Source organism: Pedobacter sp. NJ-S-72, assembly GCF_053890575.1.
In genome coordinates this window covers 3,476,699-3,498,692 of sequence record NZ_CM132681.1, presented here as the reverse complement: position 1 = coordinate 3,498,692, position 21,994 = coordinate 3,476,699, and the positions used below count along the sequence as shown (strand labels likewise).

Annotated in this window: 22 protein-coding genes, 2 tRNA genes and 5 rRNA genes; 17 read left to right on the top strand and 12 right to left on the bottom strand. The window is 41.3% G+C overall.

Annotation, left to right across the window (positions count from 1 at the left end; translation table 11 throughout):
• Window positions 1-53: 53 nt before the first annotated feature.
• The 10 genes from ACWYN3_RS23245 to ACWYN3_RS23200 all read left to right on the top strand — a co-directional run bounded on the left by ACWYN3_RS23245 (window position 54) and on the right by ACWYN3_RS23200 (window position 11,014).
• Window positions 54-2,944 (top strand): 23S ribosomal RNA (locus tag ACWYN3_RS23245).
• A gap of 167 nt (window positions 2,945-3,111) precedes the next feature.
• Window positions 3,112-3,223, top strand: a 5S ribosomal RNA gene (gene rrf / locus ACWYN3_RS23240).
• Between the two features lie 257 nt (window positions 3,224-3,480).
• The gene (locus ACWYN3_RS23235; RefSeq protein WP_456216541.1) at window positions 3,481-3,975 is read left to right on the top strand and encodes a zeta toxin family protein; all 495 of its coding nucleotides are present in this window, start codon (window positions 3,481-3,483) and stop codon (window positions 3,973-3,975) included.
• A 14-nt stretch (window positions 3,976-3,989) separates the two neighbouring features.
• Window positions 3,990-4,235: a hypothetical protein gene (locus ACWYN3_RS23230; protein WP_456216540.1), complete on the top strand. Its 246-nt coding sequence runs from the start codon at window positions 3,990-3,992 to the stop codon at window positions 4,233-4,235.
• An 858-nt stretch (window positions 4,236-5,093) separates the two neighbouring features.
• A 16S ribosomal RNA gene (locus tag ACWYN3_RS23225) occupies window positions 5,094-6,617 on the top strand.
• A gap of 165 nt (window positions 6,618-6,782) precedes the next feature.
• A tRNA-Ile gene (locus ACWYN3_RS23220) sits at window positions 6,783-6,856 on the top strand.
• 15 nt (window positions 6,857-6,871) lie between these two features.
• Window positions 6,872-6,945: transfer RNA gene (locus ACWYN3_RS23215), tRNA-Ala, on the top strand.
• A 233-nt stretch (window positions 6,946-7,178) separates the two neighbouring features.
• Window positions 7,179-10,061, top strand: a 23S ribosomal RNA gene (locus ACWYN3_RS23210).
• 169 nt (window positions 10,062-10,230) lie between these two features.
• Window positions 10,231-10,342 (top strand): 5S ribosomal RNA (gene rrf, locus ACWYN3_RS23205).
• Together the 16S, 23S and 5S rRNA genes with 2 tRNA genes alongside form the textbook arrangement of a ribosomal RNA operon.
• Window positions 10,343-10,627: 285 nt before the next feature.
• On the top strand, window positions 10,628-11,014 hold the full coding sequence (locus ACWYN3_RS23200) for a GtrA family protein (RefSeq protein WP_456216539.1): 387 nt from the start codon (window positions 10,628-10,630) through the stop codon (window positions 11,012-11,014).
• A 40-nt stretch (window positions 11,015-11,054) separates the two neighbouring features.
• Here ACWYN3_RS23200 and ACWYN3_RS23195 read toward each other — a convergent pair whose 3' ends face one another.
• The 5 genes from ACWYN3_RS23195 to ACWYN3_RS23175 all read right to left on the bottom strand — a co-directional run bounded on the left by ACWYN3_RS23195 (window position 11,055) and on the right by ACWYN3_RS23175 (window position 13,974).
• Complete coding sequence (locus ACWYN3_RS23195) at window positions 11,055-11,495, bottom strand: hypothetical protein (protein ID WP_456216538.1); 441 nt, start codon at window positions 11,493-11,495, stop codon at window positions 11,055-11,057.
• Window positions 11,488-11,838: a polysaccharide deacetylase family protein gene (locus tag ACWYN3_RS23190; protein WP_456216537.1), complete on the bottom strand. Its 351-nt coding sequence runs from the start codon at window positions 11,836-11,838 to the stop codon at window positions 11,488-11,490. The genes ACWYN3_RS23195 and ACWYN3_RS23190 overlap by 8 nt, the downstream gene beginning before the upstream one ends.
• A gap of 137 nt (window positions 11,839-11,975) precedes the next feature.
• On the bottom strand, window positions 11,976-12,458 hold the full coding sequence (locus ACWYN3_RS23185; RefSeq protein ID WP_456216536.1) for a hypothetical protein: 483 nt from the start codon (window positions 12,456-12,458) through the stop codon (window positions 11,976-11,978).
• 8 nt (window positions 12,459-12,466) lie between these two features.
• Window positions 12,467-12,778 carry a glycosyltransferase gene (locus tag ACWYN3_RS23180; protein WP_456216535.1) on the bottom strand — a complete coding sequence of 104 codons (312 nt, stop codon included), beginning with the start codon at window positions 12,776-12,778 and terminating at the stop codon, window positions 12,467-12,469.
• Window positions 12,778-13,974, bottom strand: coding sequence for a glycosyltransferase family 87 protein (locus ACWYN3_RS23175; RefSeq protein WP_456216534.1), 1,197 nt, complete (start codon window positions 13,972-13,974; stop codon window positions 12,778-12,780). The genes ACWYN3_RS23180 and ACWYN3_RS23175 overlap by 1 nt, the downstream gene beginning before the upstream one ends.
• A gap of 151 nt (window positions 13,975-14,125) precedes the next feature.
• Between ACWYN3_RS23175 and ACWYN3_RS23170 the strand changes: the two genes are divergently transcribed.
• The 6 genes from ACWYN3_RS23170 to ACWYN3_RS23145 all read left to right on the top strand — a co-directional run bounded on the left by ACWYN3_RS23170 (window position 14,126) and on the right by ACWYN3_RS23145 (window position 16,825).
• Complete coding sequence (locus tag ACWYN3_RS23170) at window positions 14,126-14,710, top strand: Crp/Fnr family transcriptional regulator (RefSeq protein ID WP_456216533.1); 585 nt, start codon at window positions 14,126-14,128, stop codon at window positions 14,708-14,710.
• Between the two features lie 84 nt (window positions 14,711-14,794).
• Complete coding sequence (locus ACWYN3_RS23165; RefSeq protein ID WP_456216532.1) at window positions 14,795-15,016, top strand: hypothetical protein; 222 nt, start codon at window positions 14,795-14,797, stop codon at window positions 15,014-15,016.
• Window positions 14,979-15,239 carry a MoaF-related domain-containing protein gene (locus tag ACWYN3_RS23160; RefSeq protein ID WP_456216531.1) on the top strand — a complete coding sequence of 87 codons (261 nt, stop codon included), beginning with the start codon at window positions 14,979-14,981 and terminating at the stop codon, window positions 15,237-15,239. Before ACWYN3_RS23165 ends, ACWYN3_RS23160 begins: the two co-directional genes overlap by 38 nt.
• Before the next feature lie 35 nt (window positions 15,240-15,274).
• A complete protein-coding gene (locus tag ACWYN3_RS23155; RefSeq protein WP_456216530.1) occupies window positions 15,275-15,499 on the top strand; it encodes a hypothetical protein in 225 nt (74 codons plus the stop codon).
• Between the two features lie 69 nt (window positions 15,500-15,568).
• Window positions 15,569-15,922 carry a hypothetical protein gene (locus ACWYN3_RS23150; RefSeq protein WP_456216529.1) on the top strand — a complete coding sequence of 118 codons (354 nt, stop codon included), beginning with the start codon at window positions 15,569-15,571 and terminating at the stop codon, window positions 15,920-15,922.
• Window positions 15,923-16,063: 141 nt separating this feature from the next.
• Complete coding sequence (locus ACWYN3_RS23145; protein ID WP_456216528.1) at window positions 16,064-16,825, top strand: hypothetical protein; 762 nt, start codon at window positions 16,064-16,066, stop codon at window positions 16,823-16,825.
• A gap of 61 nt (window positions 16,826-16,886) precedes the next feature.
• On the opposite strand, the gene ACWYN3_RS23140 is transcribed toward ACWYN3_RS23145, so the two are convergent.
• From ACWYN3_RS23140 to ACWYN3_RS23115, 6 genes are all read right to left on the bottom strand, one after another.
• Window positions 16,887-17,480, bottom strand: a complete 594-nt coding sequence (locus ACWYN3_RS23140) for a helix-turn-helix domain-containing protein (protein ID WP_456216527.1) — start codon at window positions 17,478-17,480, stop codon at window positions 16,887-16,889.
• Window positions 17,481-17,598: 118 nt separating this feature from the next.
• Window positions 17,599-17,892 (bottom strand): hypothetical protein, encoded by a 294-nt coding sequence (locus ACWYN3_RS23135; RefSeq protein ID WP_456216526.1) that lies wholly within the window; start codon window positions 17,890-17,892, stop codon window positions 17,599-17,601.
• A gap of 47 nt (window positions 17,893-17,939) precedes the next feature.
• Window positions 17,940-18,761: an FAD-dependent oxidoreductase gene (locus ACWYN3_RS23130; RefSeq protein WP_456216525.1), complete on the bottom strand. Its 822-nt coding sequence runs from the start codon at window positions 18,759-18,761 to the stop codon at window positions 17,940-17,942.
• Between the two features lie 10 nt (window positions 18,762-18,771).
• Window positions 18,772-18,990 carry an HAD family hydrolase gene (locus tag ACWYN3_RS23125; RefSeq protein ID WP_456216524.1) on the bottom strand — a complete coding sequence of 73 codons (219 nt, stop codon included), beginning with the start codon at window positions 18,988-18,990 and terminating at the stop codon, window positions 18,772-18,774.
• Window positions 18,987-19,451 carry an HAD hydrolase-like protein gene (locus ACWYN3_RS23120; protein WP_456216523.1) on the bottom strand — a complete coding sequence of 155 codons (465 nt, stop codon included), beginning with the start codon at window positions 19,449-19,451 and terminating at the stop codon, window positions 18,987-18,989. The genes ACWYN3_RS23125 and ACWYN3_RS23120 overlap by 4 nt, the downstream gene beginning before the upstream one ends.
• Window positions 19,452-19,540: 89 nt before the next feature.
• Window positions 19,541-20,431, bottom strand: coding sequence for an alkaline phosphatase (locus ACWYN3_RS23115; RefSeq protein ID WP_456216522.1), 891 nt, complete (start codon window positions 20,429-20,431; stop codon window positions 19,541-19,543).
• A gap of 159 nt (window positions 20,432-20,590) precedes the next feature.
• Here ACWYN3_RS23115 and ACWYN3_RS23110 point away from each other — a divergent pair, with 159 nt between their 5' ends.
• Complete coding sequence (locus tag ACWYN3_RS23110) at window positions 20,591-21,676, top strand: calcium:proton antiporter (protein WP_456216521.1); 1,086 nt, start codon at window positions 20,591-20,593, stop codon at window positions 21,674-21,676.
• Between the two features lie 38 nt (window positions 21,677-21,714).
• Here the strand turns inward: ACWYN3_RS23110 and ACWYN3_RS23105 are convergent, their stop codons facing one another.
• Window positions 21,715-21,990: an imine reductase family protein gene (locus ACWYN3_RS23105; RefSeq protein ID WP_456216520.1), complete on the bottom strand. Its 276-nt coding sequence runs from the start codon at window positions 21,988-21,990 to the stop codon at window positions 21,715-21,717.
• Window positions 21,991-21,994 lie beyond the last annotated feature (4 nt).

Sequence of the window (21,994 nt, the reverse complement as noted above, 5' to 3'; positions counted from 1 at the left end):
GGTTAATAACAATCAAAAAAAGCATTTCCATAGGCGCAAAAGGCTATGGAGAGAAGAAAGTAAGAAAGAGTACACAGGGGATGCCTTGGCTCTCAGAGGCGATGAAGGACGTGATAAGCTGCGATAAGCTCCGGGGATTAGCAAATATGAATTAATCCGGAGATTTCCGAATGGGGAAACCTGGCTAGTTGAAGACTAGTCGCATTACGATGCGCAAACCTGCCGAACTGAAACATCTAAGTAAGCAGAGGAAGAGAAAATAATAATGATTTCCTAAGTAGTGGCGAGCGAACGGGAAAGAGCCCAAACCAGTTATGTTACGGCATAGCTGGGGTTGTAGGACTACAATATGGCATTAATGAAATGAAGTGGAACAGGATGGGAAGCCTGGCAAGATAGCGTGAGAGCCGCGTACACGTAAGTAACATTAGTCTAGTAGTATCCTGAGTACCGCGAGGTCGGAGAGACGCCTTGTGGGAATCTGCCGGCACCATCCGGTAAGGCTAAATACTCCTGAGAGACCGATAGTGAACCAGTACCGTGAGGGAAAGGTGAAAAGAACCCCGAACAGGGGAGTGAAATAGAACCTGAAACTGTGTACTTACAAGCGGTCGGAGCGTCCAGGTGGCGTGACGGCGTGCCTTTTGCATAATGAGCCTACGAGTTACTCTTCTCTGGCAAGGTTAAGTGTTTAAGACACGCAGCCGAAGCGAAAGCGAGTCTGAATAGGGCGTATAGTCAGGGGAGGTAGACGCGAAACCTTGTGATCTACCCATGGACAGGTTGAAGGTGCGGTAACACGTACTGGAGGACCGAACCGATAAACGTTGAAAAGTTTCCGGATGATCTGTGGGTAGGGGTGAAAGGCTAATCAAACTGGGAAATAGCTCGTACTCCCCGAAATGTTTTTAGGAACAGCGTGGTGGTAAAGTTTAATAGAGGTAGAGCTACTGATTGGGTGCGGGGGAGTCAAATCCTACCACCAAATCCAGACAAACTCCGAATGCTATTAAATATACACTGCAGTGAGGCCCGGGGTGCTAAGGTCACGGGCCGAGAGGGAAAGAACCCAGACCATCAGCTAAGGTCCCCAAGTTACTACTAAGTTGAACTAACGAGGTGCGATTGCCTAGACAGCTAGGATGTTGGCTTGGAAGCAGCCATTCATTTAAAGAGTGCGTAACAGCTCACTAGTCGAGCGATCGTGCATGGATAATAAACGGGCATAAAGTAGTACACCGAAGCTATGGGTAATATGAATTTATTACGGTAGGGGAGCATTCCAGCGGCAGCGAAGTTATGACGTAAGTTGTGGTGGAGCTTCTGGAAAAGCAAATGTAGGCATAAGTAACGATAAGGCAGGCGAGAAACCTGCCCACCGAAAGGATAAGGTTTCCTGATCAACGCTAATCGGATCAGGGTTAGTCGGGGCCTAAGGAGAACCCGAAGGGGAAATTCGATGGACAACTGGTTAATATTCCAGTACTTTTTATAACTGCGATGTGGGGACGGAGTAGTGACACTGCCGCGATCTGACGGAATAGATCGTTAAAGACTGTAGGTATTGGAGAGGTAGGCAAATCCGCCACTCTAGCTAAAAGTCGATAGTACCGCAAGCCTTCGGGTAAGTGGATAGCGCAGGTAATCAGACTTCCAAGAAAAACCGCTAAGCTTCAGGTTATAAAAACCCGTACCGCAAACCGACACAGGTATCCGGGAAGAGAATTCTAAGGTGCTCGAGTGAATCATGGCTAAGGAACTCGGCAAAATGGCCCTGTAACTTCGGGAGAAGGGGCGCTGACAGCAATGTCAGCCGCAGTGAAAAGGCCCAGGCGACTGTTTAACAAAAACACATGGCTTTGCAAAATCGAAAGATGAAGTATAAGGCCTGACACCTGCCCGGTGCTGGAAGGTTAAGAGGGGATGTCATCTGTTAAAGGAGAAGCATTGAATCGAAGCCCCAGTAAACGGCGGCGGCCGTAACTATAACGGTCCTAAGGTAGCGAAATTCCTTGTCGGGTAAGTTCCGACCTGCACGAATGGTGTAACGATCTGGGCGCTGTCTCAGCCATGAGCTCGGTGAAATTGTGGTCCCGGTGAAGACGCCGGGTACCCGCAACGGGACGGAAAGACCCCATGCACCTTCACTACAATTTAACATTGACATTGGATACAAGATGTGTAGGATAGGTGGGAGACTATGAAGTGGCATCGCTAGGTGTTGTGGAGTCAACGTTGAAATACCACCCTTTTTGTATTCGGTGTCTAACCCCTTCAGGGGGGGACATTGTTTGATGGGTAGTTTGACTGGGGTGGTCGCCTCCAAAAAGGTAACGGAGGCTTTCAAAGGTAAGCTCAATACGCTTGGTAACCGTATGAGGAGTGCAATAGCATAAGCTTGCTTGACTGTGAGGCAGACAAGCCGAGCAGGGTCGAAAGACGGATATAGTGATCCGGTGGTTCTGCATGGAAGGGCCATCGCTCAAAGGATAAAAGGTACGCTGGGGATAACAGGCTGATCTCCCCCAAGAGCTCATATCGACGGGGAGGTTTGGCACCTCGATGTCGGCTCGTCACATCCTGGGGCTGGAGAAGGTCCCAAGGGTTCGGCTGTTCGCCGATTAAAGTGGCACGCGAGCTGGGTTCAGAACGTCGCGAGACAGTTCGGTCCCTATCTGTTGTGGGCGTAGGAATTTTGAGTGGGGCTGACCTTAGTACGAGAGGACCGGGTTGGACTAACCTCTAGTGAATCTGTTGTTCCGCCAGGGGCATTGCAGAGTAGCTACGTTGGGAATAGATAAGCGCTGAAAGCATCTAAGTGCGAAACTAGCCACGAGATGAGAATTCCATATAGGACCGTAGCAGACTACTACGTTGATAGGTTATAGATGTAAAGCTGGTGACAGCATAGTCGAGTAATACTAATCATCCGAAGCTTTCAAGAGCAATAAACTGTTGTTTGTTCTTCAAACTAACTTCTTCAATAATATGTCATCGTTTGATTCCAAAGATGGAAAGGTATAATGCAGCAATGTAAAAACCGGAACTGAAAAGGACAAACTATAAAAAAATATCAATCGAGTAATAATAACAAAAGCTGGATAAAGACATTTAGGTGCCTATATCGGTGGTGTCCACCTCTTCCCATTCCGAACAGAGAAGTTAAGCCCACCAGAGCCGATGGTACTGCGGTAACACGTGGGAGAGTAGGTCGGTGCCAAATCTTAAAGAAAGCCTGTAGGAAACTACAGGCTTTTCTTGTTTAAAGCCTTTTTTAATACGCTGCTGCTTTATAACATCTTATTTAAATAATAACGTCTATAACTATAGACTGGGGATTTCTGATGTATATCTTTACTAAAATCAGAAACAGCGACGCTGAGCTTTGAGAATAATAATTTCTATCTTTAGCTTTAATGAAACAATCAATTTTTTATTTATTAAGCAGTATACAAAAAGTATTCTCGATGGGGAGATCTTTTGCCTAATCTATATATCGTATCCGGTTGTAATGGCGCAGGAAAGACAACGGCCAGTTATACGATTTTACCTGAGATTCTAAATTGCAGGGAGTTTGTCAATGCGGATAATATCGCCGCTGGATTATCTCCATTTAATCCTGAAAGTGTTGCTTTTGAATCAGGTAGGATTATGCTTAACCGTATTCGTGAATTGATGACTGCCCAGGTTGATTTTGCTTTTGAAACGACATTAGCTAGTAAAAGCTATGTTTCCATGGCTAAGCAGGCTCAGCTGATGGGTTACCAGGTCAGTCTGTTATATTTTTGGTTAAGCTTTCCAAATTTAACTGTAGAGCGTGTGGCGAAACGAGTGAGTAATGGAGGTCATCATATTCCTGCGGATGTCATAGAACGGAGATATTACAGAGGTATTTATAATTTATACAATCTCTATATGCCGGTATGTGACGAATGGACGCTTGTCAATAATATGGACCTGGCACCTGGCACCTGAAGTAATTGCAAAGTATGATGGCTTTGGAAAAACAATTTTTAATAGCGAGCTTTGGTATACCATCATTAAACAGCAAAATTATGGAAAGACCTGATCAGGGTGGCACGTTTACCGATAAGGTAATGATTGGACTTAAAAAGGCCTTGCGCAACTTGGTTGAGGAAGCCGCCTTAAATAATGAAAATCTCGTTGTCGGTGATAAGAATGGTAATCCTACATCCGTTCCGGCTAAAGGGTTGCTTAAAACACTTCCTGAATAATCTACCATTCGATCATTATTATTGATACCAGATTGTTTTTTAATAATATGGGTGATTTGATCGAGCCTTTTAATAAGTTTTATACTTTATCAACTTATTCCTACGATATCTTTTATTACTTTTTGTTTTTTTATGCTGGATGCTTTATGGATAACTTCGCGTAAAAACATGGTTTTATGCAGGGAATGGGCATAATTCATGTATTTAGTGTTGGCAGAGGGAATGCATTTTAGTGGGGGGCTAAAGGCTAAAAAGCTGTTGAATCTATCGTCCTGATTATTTATTTTAAAGTTTTTAGTGTTGTAAACCATGGAGTTATGGATTGTATACAAGTAATAGTGTGTTATTGTTTGGTGGGTGGCATAATTTTCCTACATTTGCATCCCGCTTCGGAGGAAGGGAAAGAGTGAAAAGGAAGATTGAAAGGATGTAAAGTAGGAGTGTTAGTAAGCATTTTAGGAAGGGATAAAAAAAAAACTTCTAAAAATAAAAAATAAAAAGCTTGCCAAAACGAAAAAGATTTCTACCTTTGCAGTCCCAACAAAAACGGGAAGCTTTACAACGGATGTTGATAGGGCAACAATAACAAGATTGAAACGATGAGAGCTGGAAAATAATCAGGAACATTAAGACCTGAATAATAGAGAGTAACCATTGAAAAATATATAGACTGCCGTGAGGTTAAGTCGATAAGTTCATTAAAGAGATGTCATTTACAAACGTAGCGAGGTAAACACGTACAAGTTCAAAGTACATGAACCGCGCGAGTTTTTTAAGTCTATTCTGACAGACAAATAAGAATAAGACTATTATTAATACAAGTTAAGAATGGTCAGTGTTCAAACAACAACATTTTTTACAATGGAGAGTTTGATCCTGGCTCAGGATGAACGCTAGCGGCAGGCCTAATACATGCAAGTCGAACGATACTCTTTAGCTTGCTAAGGAGGAAAGTGGCGCACGGGTGCGTAACGCGTATGCAACCTACCTTAATCAGGGGGATAGCCCGAAGAAATTCGGATTAACACCGCATAAAATCACAGTACAGCATTGTACAATGATCAAATATTTATAGGATTAAGATGGGCATGCGTGACATTAGTTAGTTGGCGGGGTAACGGCCCACCAAGACCACGATGTCTAGGGGATCTGAGAGGATGACCCCCCACACTGGTACTGAGACACGGACCAGACTCCTACGGGAGGCAGCAGTAAGGAATATTGGTCAATGGAGGCAACTCTGAACCAGCCAGCCATGCCGCGTGCAGGAAGACAGCCCTCTGGGTCGTAAACTGCTTTTATTCGGGAATAAACCTACTTACGTGTAAGTAGCTGAATGTACCGAAGGAATAAGGATCGGCTAACTCCGTGCCAGCAGCCGCGGTAATACGGAGGATCCAAGCGTTATCCGGATTTATTGGGTTTAAAGGGTGCGTAGGCGGCTTTTTAAGTCAGGGGTGAAAGACGGTGGCTCAACCATCGCAGTGCCCTTGATACTGAAGAGCTTGAATGAATTAGAGGTAGGCGGAATGTGACAAGTAGCGGTGAAATGCATAGATATGTCACAGAACACCGATTGCGAAGGCAGCTTACTATGATTTTATTGACGCTGAGGCACGAAAGCGTGGGGATCAAACAGGATTAGATACCCTGGTAGTCCACGCCCTAAACGATGAATACTCGCTGTTAGCGATACACAGTTAGCGGCTAAGCGAAAGCGTTAAGTATTCCACCTGGGGAGTACGGTCGCAAGATTGAAACTCAAAGGAATTGACGGGGGCCCGCACAAGCGGAGGAGCATGTGGTTTAATTCGATGATACGCGAGGAACCTTACCCGGGCTTGAAAGTTAGTGAATCATTTAGAGATAGATGAGTCCGCAAGGACACGAAACTAGGTGCTGCATGGCTGTCGTCAGCTCGTGCCGTGAGGTGTTGGGTTAAGTCCCGCAACGAGCGCAACCCCTATGTTTAGTTGCCAGCACGTTAAGGTGGGGACTCTAAACAGACTGCCTGTGCAAACAGAGAGGAAGGAGGGGACGACGTCAAGTCATCATGGCCCTTACGTCCGGGGCTACACACGTGCTACAATGGATGGTACAGAGGGCAGCAAGCTGGTAACAGCAAGCAAATCTCCAAAAGCCATTCACAGTTCGGATAGAGGTCTGCAACTCGACCTCTTGAAGTTGGATTCGCTAGTAATCGTATATCAGCAATGATACGGTGAATACGTTCCCGGGCCTTGTACACACCGCCCGTCGCCATGGAAGTTGGGGGTACCTAAAGTATGTAACCGCAAGGAGCGTCCTAGGGTAAAACCGATAACTGGGGCTAAGTCGTAACAAGGTAGCCGTACCGGAAGGTGCGGCTGGAATACCTCCTTTCTGGAGAAAGGTAGATTACTCGCTGCGTAAATGATATACTAACAAGGACTCGAAAGAGAGGTGTTTTTAGTATATATAGTAAATGACAATAAAATCTCAAAAGAAAACCCATAGGATGAAACATCAAAATTAGTGTTGTTCACCTACTGAAAGTTAAGACAATTTAGTCCCGTAGCTCAGTTGGTTAGAGCACTACACTGATAATGTAGGGGTCAGCAGTTCAAATCTGCTCGGGACTACATTATATATTCTAAGGGGGATTAGCTCAGCTGGCTAGAGCGCCTGCCTTGCACGCAGGAGGTCAACGGTTCGACTCCGTTATTCTCCACAATTGGCCCGTGTTTAAGATAAAAGACACGAGAAATAGGGTACGAAGTAGCAATACTGGGTATCTGGGACAATAAAGTTCTTTGACATATTGGAAGAAGTTAATAAAGAAGAGCAAACAACAATAGAGACGTTGTTAGCTTTGAGGAAGTGAATGTGCTTGCATATGAACTAACGAAAGGGTTAATAACAATCAAAAAAAGCATTTCCATAGGCGCAAAAGGCTATGGAGAGAAGAAAGTAAGAAAGAGTACACAGGGGATGCCTTGGCTCTCAGAGGCGATGAAGGACGTGATAAGCTGCGATAAGCTCCGGGGATTAGCAAATATGAATTAATCCGGAGATTTCCGAATGGGGAAACCTGGCTAGTTGAAGACTAGTCGCATTACGATGCGCAAACCTGCCGAACTGAAACATCTAAGTAAGCAGAGGAAGAGAAAATAATAATGATTTCCTAAGTAGTGGCGAGCGAACGGGAAAGAGCCCAAACCAGTTATGTTACGGCATAGCTGGGGTTGTAGGACTACAATATGGCATTAATGAAATGAAGTGGAACAGGATGGGAAGCCTGGCAAGATAGCGTGAGAGCCGCGTACACGTAAGTAACATTAGTCTAGTAGTATCCTGAGTACCGCGAGGTCGGAGACGCCTTGTGGGAATCTGCCGGCACCATCCGGTAAGGCTAAATACTCCTGAGAGACCGATAGTGAACCAGTACCGTGAGGGAAAGGTGAAAAGAACCCCGAACAGGGGAGTGAAATAGAACCTGAAACTGTGTACTTACAAGCGGTCGGAGCGTCCAGGTGGCGTGACGGCGTGCCTTTTGCATAATGAGCCTACGAGTTACTCTTCTCTGGCAAGGTTAAGTGTTTAAGACACGCAGCCGAAGCGAAAGCGAGTCTGAATAGGGCGTATAGTCAGGGGAGGTAGACGCGAAACCTTGTGATCTACCCATGGACAGGTTGAAGGTGCGGTAACACGTACTGGAGGACCGAACCGATAAACGTTGAAAAGTTTCCGGATGATCTGTGGGTAGGGGTGAAAGGCTATCAAACTGGGAAATAGCTCGTACTCCCCGAAATGTTTTTAGGAACAGCGTGGTGGTAAAGTTTAATAGAGGTAGAGCTACTGATTGGGTGCGGGGGAGTCAAATCCTACCAAATCCAGACAAACTCCGAATGCTATTAAATATACACTGCAGTGAGGCCCGGGGTGCTAAGGTCACGGGCCGAGAGGGAAAGAACCCAGACCATCAGCTAAGGTCCCCAAGTTACTACTAAGTTGAACTAACGAGGTGCGATTGCCTAGACAGCTAGGATGTTGGCTTGGAAGCAGCCATTCATTTAAAGAGTGCGTAACAGCTCACTAGTCGAGCGATCGTGCATGGATAATAAACGGGCATAAAGTAGTACACCGAAGCTATGGGTAATATGAATTTATTACGGTAGGGGAGCATTCCAGCGGCAGCGAAGTTATGACGTAAGTTGTGGTGGAGCTTCTGGAAAAGCAAATGTAGGCATAAGTAACGATAAGGCAGGCGAGAAACCTGCCCACCGAAAGGATAAGGTTTCCTGATCAACGCTAATCGGATCAGGGTTAGTCGGGGCCTAAGGAGAACCCGAAGGGGAAATTCGATGGACAACTGGTTAATATTCCAGTACTTTTTATAACTGCGATGTGGGGACGGAGTAGTGACACTGCCGCGATCTGACGGAATAGATCGTTAAAGACTGTAGGTATTGGAGAGGTAGGCAAATCCGCCACTCTAGCTAAAAGTCGATAGTACCGCAAGCCTTCGGGTAAGTGGATAGCGCAGGTAATCAGACTTCCAAGAAAAACCGCTAAGCTTCAGGTTATAAAAACCCGTACCGCAAACCGACACAGGTATCCGGGAAGAGAATTCTAAGGTGCTCGAGTGAATCATGGCTAAGGAACTCGGCAAAATGGCCCTGTAACTTCGGGAGAAGGGGCGCTGACAGCAATGTCAGCCGCAGTGAAAAGGCCCAGGCGACTGTTTAACAAAAAAACATGGCTTTGCAAAATCGAAGAAGTATAAGTATAACCTGACACCTGCCCGGTGCTGGAAGGTTAAGAGGGGATGTCATCTGTTAAAGGAGAAGCATTGAATCGAAGCCCCAGTAAACGGCGGCCGTAACTATAACGGTCCTAAGGTAGCGAAATTCCTTGTCGGGTAAGTTCCGACCTGCACGAATGGTGTAACGATCTGGGCGCTGTCTCAGCCATGAGCTCGGTGAAATTGTGGTCCCGGTGAAGACGCCGGGTACCCGCAACGGGACGGAAAGACCCCATGCACCTTCACTACAATTTAACATTGACATTGGATACAAGATGTGTAGGATAGGTGGGAGACTATGAAGTGGCATCGCTAGGTGTTGTGGAGTCAACGTTGAAATACCACCCTTTTTGTATTCGGTGTCTAACCCCTTCAGGGGGGGACATTGTTTGATGGGTAGTTTGACTGGGGTGGTCGCCTCCAAAAAGGTAACGGAGGCTTTCAAAGGTAAGCTCAATACGCTTGGTAACCGTGAGGAGTGCAATAGCATAAGCTTGCTTGACTGTGAGGCAGACAAGCCGAGCAGGGTCGAAAGACGGATATAGTGATCCGGTGGTTCTGCATGGAAGGGCCATCGCTCAAAGGATAAAAGGTACGCTGGGGATAACAGGCTGATCTCCCCCAAGAGCTCATATCGACGGGGAGGTTTGGCACCTCGATGTCGGCTCGTCACATCCTGGGGCTGGAGAAGGTCCCAAGGGTTCGGCTGTTCGCCGATTAAAGTGGCACGCGAGCTGGGTTCAGAACGTCGCGAGACAGTTCGGTCCCTATCTGTTGTGGGCGTAGGAATTTTGAGTGGGGCTGACCTTAGTACGAGAGGACCGGGTTGGACTAACCTCTAGTGAATCTGTTGTTCCGCCAGGGGCATTGCAGAGTAGCTACGTTGGGAATAGATAAGCGCTGAAAGCATCTAAGTGCGAAACTAGCCACGAGATGAGAATTCCATATAGGACCGTAGCAGACTACTACTACGTTGATAGGTTATAGATGTAAAGCTGGTGACAGCATAGTCGAGTAATACTAATCATCCGAAGCTTTCAAGAGCAATAAACTGTTGTTTGTTCTTCATAACTAACTTCTTTCAATAATATGTCATCGTTTGATTCCAAAGATGGAAAGGTATAATGCAGCAATGTAAAAACCGGAACTGAAAAGGACAAACTATAAAAAAATATCAATCGAGTAATAATAACAAAAGCTGGATAAAGACATTTAGGTGCCTATATCGGTGGTGTCCACCTCTTCCCATTCCGAACAGAGAAGTTAAGCCCACCAGAGCCGATGGTACTGCGGTAACACGTGGGAGAGTAGGTCGGTGCCAAATCTTAAAGAAAGCCTGTAGGAAACTACAGGCTTTTCTTGTTTACAACCTTTTTTGTTTGTACGTTATTGGGAGCCTGGCTCCCTTTTTTGGTTTATAACCTTTTTTACGGAATATCCGTTCAGTTATAGTATGGTGTTTAAAAGTGTCTTATTTTGTTAACTAAACTTTTACTATTTGTATTAACATAATTTATAAAACTTGCTCAAGAATCCGCTCATTAAGTTAATAGATTTCTTTTACCCACCTTTTTCCAGATTTATCCCTATAAAGACATTCAGATATGGTATGACAGGAGGAAGTAATGCGTTGCTGAATCTGACTATATTCTATCTGAGTTATAATTTTATCCTGATAGGGCAAGACTTAAAGGTAGGAAGCTTAACTATTACCTCTTATATCGCTGCTGATTTAATGGCACTTTCAGTAAGTTTTCCAGTAGGCTTTTTATTGAATAAGTATCTTGTTTTTCAACAGGAAGGACGGGGTATCCAGCAACTGATCTTATATGGAGTAGTTACAGTAAGTTCGCTATTGATGAATTATGGTTTACTGCATTTACTGGTAGGATATTTCGGCTTGTGGGCAACGCCTTCACAAGCCTTTATAATCGTAGTAATGTCAGCATTCAGCTATTTCTTCCAGTCTTATGTGACTTTCCGGGAGAGAGCTTAATTTAGCTGTTTGTTCAGCTATGATAAATCTGAATTCTGATTTATTCTGCAGGAATATTCTTTGTAAACTGAGATATTGTTCCAGAAGGATAACCCTGTTGATTAATCCATCCCATAAATTGATCCATCCGACGGATCATATCTTTACCACTGTTTTTACTGACATAACCAGGGAAGCCGAAACGCTCTTTATCTGTAAGATCTGTAAATTCCCAGGGATGGAAATAGATATTAATATAATTGTCTTTCTGATAGGTTCTTTTGGCAAGATGCTGGTAGAACCAAAGCGGAAGATTATGAAATGATAACCAGAAGAGTGGAAAGCGTGAAATCGGGCTTACAGATGCCGGTAGTTGCAAAACACCACTTTGATGGAAATATGTTCTGGAAATATGCCGGTTATTATATCTTCCCGGCAACCAGGTTGGATTTATAGAACTATTGTATAAATATCCTGCTTTTTGTATTTCCTGTTCATCCAACGGGCATCATTCTGGCCATTCTATAACCTGCTACTTTTACACCAGAGAGTTCTTCTAAGGCAAGCCGGGATTCCAGAAGGTGTTCCTTTTTAAAGTCAGAATGGTAAACTCCGTGTGAAGCTAATTCGTGGCCTTCGTCAAGGATACGTTTGATCAGATGCGTGGCATTTTTAGCAAAAGTAACTGTACTGAAAAAAGTTGCCTTAAGGTTATTCTTTAAGAGTAAATCCAGTATGATCCGGGTTCCTTCAGTTGAAATACTGATCTGATCTTCGAAAGTTATGCTTTTCCCATATTCAAAAGCCATATCAAACTCTTCAATATCAAAACTGAGTAATACCATATCTTATATAGGCTGAATTAAATTTGTAGACTTAATAATGTAGTTCGGGCGGTTCTTAGTTTGCATGAACATTTTTCCGATATAGATTCCTATGATGCCCATAATGATGAGCTGAAGACCTCCAAAAAATACAATTGTCATGATTGTAGATGCCATCCATCTACTTCAATACCTCTATAAACGGAGTAGAAAACGTAGGGAACATATAAAATCGATAACATTGAAAAAGAAAACCCCAGGTAAACTGCTGTATAAAGGGGTTTAATACTAAAAGAGGTTACACCCTGTAAGGCAAAACGCATCATTTTGCGGACATTATATTTACTTGATCCTGCATGTCGTTTGTCGGGTATATAATCAATCGCGACCTGCTGATAGCCCATCCATTGGATAAGCCCTCTTATAAAAGGCTCATTTTCTTCAAAGTTTTTGAATACCTCAATTACCTTTTTATCCATGAGCCTGAAATCAGCTGTTCCGTCTTCAATGTGAATACTGGATAAGACATTCAGCAGCTTGTAAAAAAGTAATGATGACTTTCTTTTTCCGTAGGGCAAGGTTTTATCTTCTAATCGTCGCGTATAGACCACATCGTTACCTTCTTCCCATTTTTCGAGCATCTGGATAATTAATTCTGGCGGGTGCTGAAGGTCACAGCATCCAAAGAAATAACACAATCTCCATTAGCTTTATCCAGTCCTGCTTTCAGGGCAAGCTGATGTCCAAAGTTTCTTGAAAACTCTATGTAGAATAAGTTTGATTTGACTGTGGCAATTGTTTTAAGAATAGCCAGTGTTTTATCCTTACTACCGTCGTCAATCAATATAAACTCTACATTGTATGCTGTTTTACTGAAAACATTTTCTAACCTGTCAATAATGACGGTTAAATTCTCTGCCTCATTGAAGGCGGGAATCACAACTGAAACCAGTTTCTTCATTAGTTTGAGGTAGTTTTTAGATCAAATTGTTTAAAGATCATTTGATAAGTAATAAATAGCCATATCAGCACACATGGAAGAGCTTTTAAAGAATACCGCATAATGTAATGCTCACGGATATACCGGGGATAGAAATCCGAAGGAGCTAATGTGGTGAGGAGGATAGCAAATACAAAAAGGGCAATTACTAATGGTTGTATTGGTTTTTCCTGCAAAACGAACCAGATTGCAACCCCTGTAAAGGCTAGTATATAGGTAGGTGATTCAGATGAATTACTGAATATTACTGTGAAAATTAAGGTCGAAGCCAAATACATCAGTCTGAAATCCTGTGATTTATATTGTTTGATCCTCAGGTACGGCAGGCAAAAAAGTATAAGCCCGGTAATTAAAAAAGGTAGGTTTGGCAGGCTAGCATTACCACTAATCCTTCTGAATAACCCCATAACAGAGATGTCCTGCCACGAAACAAGTGTTGCATTTTCTAGCTGTTTCGCACTTAAAGAAAGATACCACTCTTTATATTGTGAGAGGATATATTCATGTCCATAAAACAGCATCGGCAATGCAAAAAATAGAATGGCCCAGAAAATACAGTAGGCAATGAATTTTGGTTTTTCTTTAACAAAAAAGAAGAAAGCCAATCCGACAATACCATATAGCTTGATAAATGTACCCAGCATAATCAGGCACGCGGCCCAGAAATTCTGTTTTTTATCAATTAAAGTATAGCTTAAAACAATTATAGCTGTGATGGAAGGGTTAATTTGGCAGGCAAACAATGCTGTTAGCAATTCATGTGCAATAATCCAGTAAACAGCATTCACTTTAGCATCTTTCAATGGTAAACTTCTGATCGCGTAGTATAAAAACAAACTATTTGCAAGTTCCCAGAAAAACATTCCAATGAATTCTGGCAATTGTGCAAAGGGAGCAATGATTAACGCGAATAGCGGGCCATAGTGATTCATATCTCCATATTCAGGATATCTGGCAAATAATGACAAATGATCATTGGCATGAAAATAGGTATAAATGAATATCAGATAATTATTATGGGATGCACCAGTATGATATTGTCTATAGGTCGTAATAGCTGGTAATAAGATGAAAAAACTGAAAATAAATAACCGGTTATTGAATAGTTTAGTTAAACCAGTGGTTAAACTCAATTTCATTTGTGTTGTGAGTGGCATTAATTCTATCTTATTAAGAGATTTGCAATGGTAAAGTTACAAAAGTAATCTTGTAAAAGAATGCTTCAAAATGACGGCATAAAAGACATTGTGAAAATATTGCCTATTTTAGACATATTCGACATTTCTCTGTTTATTCATTAACCTCCATATGTATACTTTACTCCGTGAAAACATAGCAAAACATATTCATCTTACTGACGAGGAATTTGAACAATTTTCTGCTCCATTTTATTTGCAGAAGGTGCAAAAGAAGCAGATGCTATTGCGTGAGGGTGAGATTTGTAAGTTTGAAGGGTTTGTAAATAAAGGTTGCCTGAGGGTTTATTATCTGGATGAATCAGGTTTTGAAAAGGTGTTATATTTTGCAGTAGAGGGATGGTGGATTACAGATATTGATAGTTTTACAAACCAGGCTCCATCCATATTAAACATTGAAGCGCTCGAGGATAGTGAAATTCTAATGATCACTTATCCTTATAAAAACATTCTGTATGAAACATTACCCAAAGTGGAAAAAAAGCTATTTAGGGTGATGACGCAAAAAACACATGCAGCTTTACAGCGCAGAATGATTTCTTCTTTAAGTAAAACGGCGGATAAACGATATCTGGAATTTATTACCAAGTATCCGTATTTGGAGCAAAGACTTTCCCAGCAGCAAGTAGCGGCATATTTGGGTATATCCCATGAGTTCCTTAGTAAAATCAGGAAAAAGGTATCCAAAATTAGATAACCTGTTTTTTGAACTAGTTCAACTTTTCCTTCGTGGAGATGATATAATTTTGTGTTAATAAACAAATTTTAATACATAATAATTATGTTGGCTTTTAAATTTTCTTCACTCTCTAAAATTCTTGGATTTCTGGTAATTGCAACTGTGTCGGCTTGCACTACATCAGGAAACTCAACGGACCTCTCTGTAAGAAATTCAGAACATGACCTGATTGGTAAGACAGGCAAAATCACATATGATAACTTCCAGGCCGAAGTGGCGTATCTCAATGATTTACTATTCACACTGGAAAACGGTGGACGCTAAAGGAGTTGTTGCAGAAGAATCAGAACATGTTTTTTATCAAAAAGTTAGCGACCATTCCTACTTTTTAAACTGGATGGAGGATAGCGGGCTGACTGTAAGCCAGGTAATCGATACACAGGATATGAAGGTTACTGCTTATCTGACCTATAAAGATGCAACTGGTCCGTCAGGTAGAAAAACAGAATTCCTTCATGGCAAATTCGAATATATTGCTAATCACTAATCCTCAGAGGCTACATCTGAAAAAACAATAAATAAATGAAATTGATTTATGTAATGGATCCGCTTTGCGGCTGGTGTTACGGTAACAGTAACCATACTCTGGCTCTTTTTGGAGTCTATAAAGATATACTTGACTTTGTTATAGTGCCTGGCGGTATGTGGGCAGGACCAAATGTGAGAATGCAATCTCCCCAAATGGCCAGCTATTTTCAGAAACACGATGAACGGATAGCTCAGCTTACCGGAACTGAGTTTGTTTGAGAAGCGTATTTTCAATTTATCCAGCAGCAGGAAGTTAAGCTGGATAGCGAAATACCATCAAGAGCCATTATGACGGTCCAGCAATTCTGGAATGCTCAAAATATCCCATTTATGGTAGCCGTACAGCAGGCAAGATATAGAGATGGCAAAGATCTGAATATGGAAGGTACCTATTTGAATATTTGTAATCAACTTGGAATTGACGAGGCCGGGTTCTTAATTAATTTTCGTAGTAAAAAGATGAAAGAGACTACTCAGATTGCTTTTTCTAATGCGATTCAATATGCCTCTTCTTATCCTACTTTGTTATTTGAAGAACAGGATCAGCTGACTTTGCTGGAACAAGGTTACTCTTCTTTAGCAGAAATTACCAAAAACATTGATCTTCTGATTGAAGAAATAAATTCGAAAACTATTAAATAACATATTCTTTATGAAAACAAACTTCATTATTTTAGCATTGGCGCTTAGTTCATTCGTTTCGAATGCAGATGCGCGCAAAGTATTAAAAAGGTAGAAACCAGTCCATTAAAATTAACAGTATACAATGCACCTGAAACTAGTTTGGGAATAGCATCCGTTATTGTAAGTGGTCAAACAGATGCCATTCTGATTGATGCGCAGTTTACCTTGCCCGATGCAGAGCAGGTTGTTGCTGAGTTAAAAAAGACGGGTAAGAACCTGAAATCGATTTATATCAGTCACGGTGATCCTGACTTTTATTTTGGTTTGGAAGTTATCAAAAAGTATTATCCGGAGGTAACGGTATATGCTACTGCACAAACTGTGGATCATATCAAAGCAACTGCACAAAGTAAATTGGATGTCTGGGGGCCGCAGTTAAAAAGTGCTGCACCGAAAAATGTAGTTTTACCACAAGTACTGAAAGGTAACAGTCTGGAGCTGGAAGGTCAGAAACTGGAAATACTAAGTACAGAAGCTTCACCGGAAAGATCATTTGTATGGATTCCATCTATCAAAGCTGTAGTTGGAGGGATCAACGTTTTTGGTGATAATTTCCATGTATGGCTTGCTGACGACGCAAGTCTGGAGAAAAGAGCCAACTGGATAGCTGTTCTGGATAAAATAAGTTCTTTAAATCCAGAAGTAGTTGTTCCGGCCCATGCAGCAGCAGGTGCATCTCTGAATCTTACTTCTGTAAAATATACTAAAGAATATCTTAAGGTTTACGACCAGGAATTGAAGAAAGAAAAGACTTCTGCAGGTTTAATTGCAGCGTTAAAAAAGCGCTACCCTAATGCTAAATTTTTAATGGCTCTGGAGTTAAGCGCAAAAGTAAATACTGGCGAAATGCAATGGCACTAAGAATAAATTAAATCCTGAAATGGCCTGTTTAGATTTGTAAAATAAATTTAAACAGGTCGTTTTATTTTCCGGAACTATTCCCATTTTGTTCAAAGAAATAGATGATCAGCATAATCGCCTTTTGATCCGTCGTATTTTTAGGTGTATGTGGTAAACGTCCATCAAAAAGCATAGAATCACCATCAGAAAGACTATAGGTCTGATCTTCAAAAATATAATCGACTTTTCCTGATAGAATATATTTATACTCGAAGGCTTCGGTAACTACCATGGGTCTTGTCGCATTTGGCTCAAGTTCCAATAGAACTATGTCGACGGTTGAGTTTTTAAAAGTCTTTGTGAAAATACGCTGATATAAAAATCCCAGTGCCTGTTCTTTTTCGAAAGATTGATATTCTTTCTTTCTTTTTACAATCACAGGGCTGAGCTGACCACTGGCAGATATATCCTTGAAAAACTGATTTAAATCAACATCTAAAGCACTTATTATATCTATAAGGACCATTAAGGAAGGCACAGTCCGGTTATTCTCAATTTGAGAAATCAAGCCTTTACTTACACCCGCAAGATCAGCAAGTTCCTGTACCGTTGTATTCCTTTCTCTTCTTATTTCTTTTATTCTGTTACTTATCTTAAGTATAATGTTCTCTTCCATATAGGGGCAATTGCTCAAAAATTAAGAAATTCGACAGAGTTTACTCGTTAAAACTATGTTAAATTCCATTCGGAATTCAATATGAATTTCAAATGGAACTTGTAGATCAGATATATTTTTAATCAAATAGCTGTTTGATGCTTTGTTCTGCGTATCCGGCGCTTGCAGTCATGCCTTTACCGCCTATACAGGTACGTATATGAATACGGTCGTCAATATCATATTCTAAAATATGTTTTTCAGGGTGCTGAGGATAGAAACCAGCCCATGTAGTGGCAATTTGTCGTACATCGAAATTTACAATCCTGCTGGCTTCGGCTAACATCAATTCATTAATGTGTAAATTCAGGTTAAAACCGAGCTCATCAAAATTAGGAGCAGCTGCATATTCATGCGAATCTCCAATGATCACACTTCCATCAGGCGCTACTTTAAAAAGCAGGTGAATACCGTATGATTTTAATTCTTCATAATGCGCTGGCAGGGAAGTGGTTTTAAAAGAAGGACAATATTCTTCTTCAAAACTTCATATCTGCGGATAGTTAAGCCAGTTAGTATATTTCCAGCGAGTGCTATATTTTTTACTGGCGCAGTGCGCATCATTTGAAGCTTACTGATTACCTGCCCGCTTTCTTTGAAAAGATCTTTAAATAAGAGCTTAAACTCATAGCCATTACATAATACTACTTTGGCAGCTTTGAATTTATCGCCATTGGTTAAACGTACTTCAACGTCATTAGAGGCAGAATAGCAATCAATGACAGGTGAATCATATAATAAAGTAAAATGTTCAAATTTCGTCTTCATATATTCATGCAGCCGGTGAATCATCAGGTTTGGCTCAACACTTATTTCCTGATCAAAAAACAAGGCTTCTTTAGCATAAGACTCTTTTATTGAAGGATACTTACTCAGTACTTGTTTTTTATTTAATAAACTATGAGAATAGCCTAAGGTATCATAGTAAGCTTTTAATTCGTGGATTAGCGTCTGCTCATCCTGATCGGAAGCAATATATACGGAACGATTTTGTCGGACTGAAATATCGTATTCACGTTGTATTTCCTGATAGATTTCTACAGAACGCAGTCCGTAATTAAACCATTCACCTGTCATGCCTGATGGGATGACCTGACCAAAGTTTCTAACGGTTGCACCAACCGGAAAATTATCTTTTTCCAGTTGAAGCACCTTTTTTCCTCTTAACAGTGCATGATAGGCGTGGAATGTACCTAAAATTCCTCCGCCAATAACAATTAAATCATATTGAACATTATTCATCCTGCCTCAATTATGAATTGATAATAGCTATAAGTTCAGAAATATCGTCAATGATATGAGTTGGATGATATGGCTCCAGTTCATGTTTTTTGAATGCTCCTGTGGTTACACCGATTACATATTTGCAGCCTGCATTTATTCCTTCATTGATATCAACTTCTGTGTCTCCGACTTTCACAACCTCATCATTTGGAAGTATATTTAACTTCGCTTTAATCTGATTGATCATGTCTGGATAAGGACGCCATTTTTTACGTCATCACTCGCTACCATCACATCAATTTTGTCTTCCCAGGCGAGACGGCTGATGATCAGTTCTGCAATGTTTCTGGAGAATCCTGTGTCCAGACCAATTTTTATACCCATATTTCTAAGCTGACTAAACGTGTCTTCAACATTTGGAAGAGGCTTAATATCATTAGAATGCGTATAAAAATCGATCATTATGTTTACAAAATCGGTATGTATTTGATGGATAGAATCTTCGTTGATTTTTTTAACATCAGCTTCATATTTATCCAGCATCATCTTAATTGCAAGAGGTTTTTCATATCCCATCAGGGGATTTACATCTTCCAGAGCTACTGCATACCCATGCTTTTTCATTGCCTGCTGAAATGATATGACTACATAATTTTCATCACTTACGGTTGTACCCGCCATATCAAATACTACTAATTTTATTGACATTACTTATAATTTTATCTGTTTACAATTATAGAACTTTGTTTAATATAAGTAAAACTTTTTGTGTTATATTATTGTTAAATTTTTATGAGTTATCGATTATTAAACGCTTCAGTAACAGGTTTTCCCCGCCAGCTTTGTGGTTCTTTCAAGCCTAATAGCCATGCCAGGGTAGATGCAGTGTCGTAAGTAATGATCACATTCTTAATTTCATGGCCTTTTGATACTCCTGTACCATTTGCAATCCAGGGGATCTGAACTTCATCAAGTGATTTACCACCATGTCCCTTACCCGTACCGCCATGATCTGCAGAAACAATAATTATAGTTTCATTGGCTATACCAGCTTTTTTTACTGCATCGACAATCTTTCCTATACGTTTATCTACATTTTCCAGTTCTGCATAATAAGCTGGCGTACGGTGGCCAATATTATGTCCTGTTCCATCAGGCTCTGAAAAGTGTATAAAAGTCAATAGAGGTTTCTCTTTGATAATTATTGAAGCAGCAGTATCTGCACATAAATCATCACTGACTGGTGATGGAACTACAAAAGTTATTGCATCCTTTTCAATTAACGGAGCGATACCCTGCCAGTTATAAATTACAGCTGTTTTCGCTTTGGGTTTCTGCTCCTTAATTAAAGTAAAAATTCCCGGAAACAATCCGTACTGAGATTTGACAACTGAAGGGATTTCAGGAACAGCACTATCCCATTCTGTATAGCCGTGTTCTGTTGGTCCGGCACCCATTAAAATTGATGCCCAGTTGACTGCACTTGATGATGGCAGTACACAACGCGCTTTTAAAGACCATGAACCGGTATTCATTAGTTGTTTCAGGTTAGGCATTTTTGCATCGGGAATGGCATAAGCGCCAAATCCGTCACAGCCTATAAGAATAATGTGTTTAATGTTTTTTGGTTGTGCTTTGAGTTGAAACCCTGTACACAGGATGGTTAACGCTAATACTAATCTTTTCATGTTTTGGTTTTATACCGTAAGTATAGCAAAACTAAACTTAGTTTATAAATTTTAATGTTAACTTTTGTTAAGTATATGTAAACAATTGTCTGGCTATTTATCTAGCATCATAATTGCTTTATTTGTGTTCTTACAATTACATCCTAGACAAGAATCCTTATGAAACAGAAACTACCACTGCCATTATGGACAATAGTAACGCCTGTGTTAGCCTGGCTGGCTTATTTTGGGATTTCTCTGGATCTTGGGATACTCTACACTTTTTTCCTTGCCGCTGTACTAATTGGTGGAGTCCTTGCAGCCGTGCATCATGCAGAAGTTGTTGCACACCGGGTTGGTGAACCCTTTGGTACTTTATTACTTGCACTTGCTATAACTATTATAGAGGTTGCGCTGATCGTATCGCTGATGCTAACCGGCGGGCCGGATGTGGCTGCACTTGCAAGGGACACGGTGCTTGCAGCTGTGATGATTATTTTAACAGGAATTGTTGGGCTAAGCCTGCTTGTCGGAGGAGCTAAATTTAAAGAGCAGGTATTTAGTTTGCCGGGGGTAAGTGCAGCACTGGTTACACTGACAGCGATAATGGTACTTACTTTAATTCTTCCTAATTATACAACAAGCCGCCCCGGGCCTCAATATACCCAGGTTCAGCTGATCTTTGTTGCTGTAGTCTGTCTGGTTTTATATGGCTCTTTCGTAATGGTTCAGGCGGTCAGACACCGTGATTATTTTTTACCTCCTGAGGCTGAAGATGGAAATGAGGATATTCATGCTGATCCGCCAACGGGCAAAGTTGCATTAATGAGTGCCATTTTATTGGTTTTATGTTTGGGTATTGTTGTATTACTGGCTAAAGCACTGGCACCTGATATAGAAAATACGGTCATCAATATGGGTGCTCCAAAGTCTTTAGTAGGGGTAATCATTGCTGCCGTTGTTTTATTGCCGGAAGGACTTGCTGCTTATCGTGCAGCTAAAAAGAACCGGTTACAAACCAGTCTTAACCTGGCTCTTGGTTCTGCACTGGCGAGTATAGGGTTAACAATTCCCGCTGTTGCTATTGTATCCATTGTAACGGGTATGAGTATTACTTTAGGAATTGATATGAAAGCAACTGTATTGTTGTTACTGGCACAGTTTACAATTATGCTTTCGCTGGCTACCGGACGGACTAATATATTACAGGGCATAGTATTACTGGTGATTTTTGCGGTTTACCTCTTTACTATTATTGCCCCGTAATTTATAAGCTGGGTCTTATGTTTTTTAGCTGATGGATTTTAAATAAGATCCAGAGAAACCGTTGTTTCATTTTGACGGAGTACTTTAATGAGTGAAGCTAATTCCTGATTGGCATAGCCTTCATTTTGTGCCTTTGCAAGAAGGGCAGAGGCAAATTCCGGAAATGCAGTATTGATTTTGGCTTGTTGTGCTGATGTCAGTATGCGGTCAATCGCTTCTATTGAAATTGCAAGCGGACTTTGGGAAATTGTGAAATCATCTTTTTGAATCACATTTCCCTCATGCTGTAAAAACTGGCCCAGGCTGGGAGCCATTTTG

Bases quoted from the DNA above. Each gene is read 5' to 3' on its own strand.
- ACWYN3_RS23230 (WP_456216540.1), top strand. From the start codon at position 3,990: ATGATGGCTTTGGAAAAACAATTTTTAATAGCGAGCTTTGGTATACCA.
- ACWYN3_RS23200 (WP_456216539.1), top strand. From the start codon at position 10,628: ATGACAGGAGGAAGTAATGCGTTGCTGAATCTGACTATATTCTATCTG.
- ACWYN3_RS23190 (WP_456216537.1), bottom strand. From the start codon at position 11,838: ATGGTATTACTCAGTTTTGATATTGAAGAGTTTGATATGGCTTTTGAA.
- ACWYN3_RS23185 (WP_456216536.1), bottom strand. From the start codon at position 12,458: ATGCTCGAAAAATGGGAAGAAGGTAACGATGTGGTCTATACGCGACGA.
- ACWYN3_RS23180 (WP_456216535.1), bottom strand. From the start codon at position 12,778: ATGAAGAAACTGGTTTCAGTTGTGATTCCCGCCTTCAATGAGGCAGAG.
- ACWYN3_RS23175 (WP_456216534.1), bottom strand. From the start codon at position 13,974: ATGCCACTCACAACACAAATGAAATTGAGTTTAACCACTGGTTTAACT.
- ACWYN3_RS23170 (WP_456216533.1), top strand. From the start codon at position 14,126: ATGTATACTTTACTCCGTGAAAACATAGCAAAACATATTCATCTTACT.
- ACWYN3_RS23165 (WP_456216532.1), top strand. From the start codon at position 14,795: ATGTTGGCTTTTAAATTTTCTTCACTCTCTAAAATTCTTGGATTTCTG.
- ACWYN3_RS23160 (WP_456216531.1), top strand. From the start codon at position 14,979: ATGATTTACTATTCACACTGGAAAACGGTGGACGCTAAAGGAGTTGTT.
- ACWYN3_RS23155 (WP_456216530.1), top strand. From the start codon at position 15,275: ATGAAATTGATTTATGTAATGGATCCGCTTTGCGGCTGGTGTTACGGT.
- ACWYN3_RS23150 (WP_456216529.1), top strand. From the start codon at position 15,569: ATGACGGTCCAGCAATTCTGGAATGCTCAAAATATCCCATTTATGGTA.
- ACWYN3_RS23140 (WP_456216527.1), bottom strand. From the start codon at position 17,480: ATGGAAGAGAACATTATACTTAAGATAAGTAACAGAATAAAAGAAATA.
- ACWYN3_RS23130 (WP_456216525.1), bottom strand. From the start codon at position 18,761: ATGAATAATGTTCAATATGATTTAATTGTTATTGGCGGAGGAATTTTA.
- ACWYN3_RS23125 (WP_456216524.1), bottom strand. From the start codon at position 18,990: ATGATCAATCAGATTAAAGCGAAGTTAAATATACTTCCAAATGATGAG.
- ACWYN3_RS23120 (WP_456216523.1), bottom strand. From the start codon at position 19,451: ATGTCAATAAAATTAGTAGTATTTGATATGGCGGGTACAACCGTAAGT.
- ACWYN3_RS23115 (WP_456216522.1), bottom strand. From the start codon at position 20,431: ATGAAAAGATTAGTATTAGCGTTAACCATCCTGTGTACAGGGTTTCAA.
- ACWYN3_RS23110 (WP_456216521.1), top strand. From the start codon at position 20,591: ATGAAACAGAAACTACCACTGCCATTATGGACAATAGTAACGCCTGTG.
- ACWYN3_RS23105 (WP_456216520.1), bottom strand. From the start codon at position 21,990: ATGGCTCCCAGCCTGGGCCAGTTTTTACAGCATGAGGGAAATGTGATT.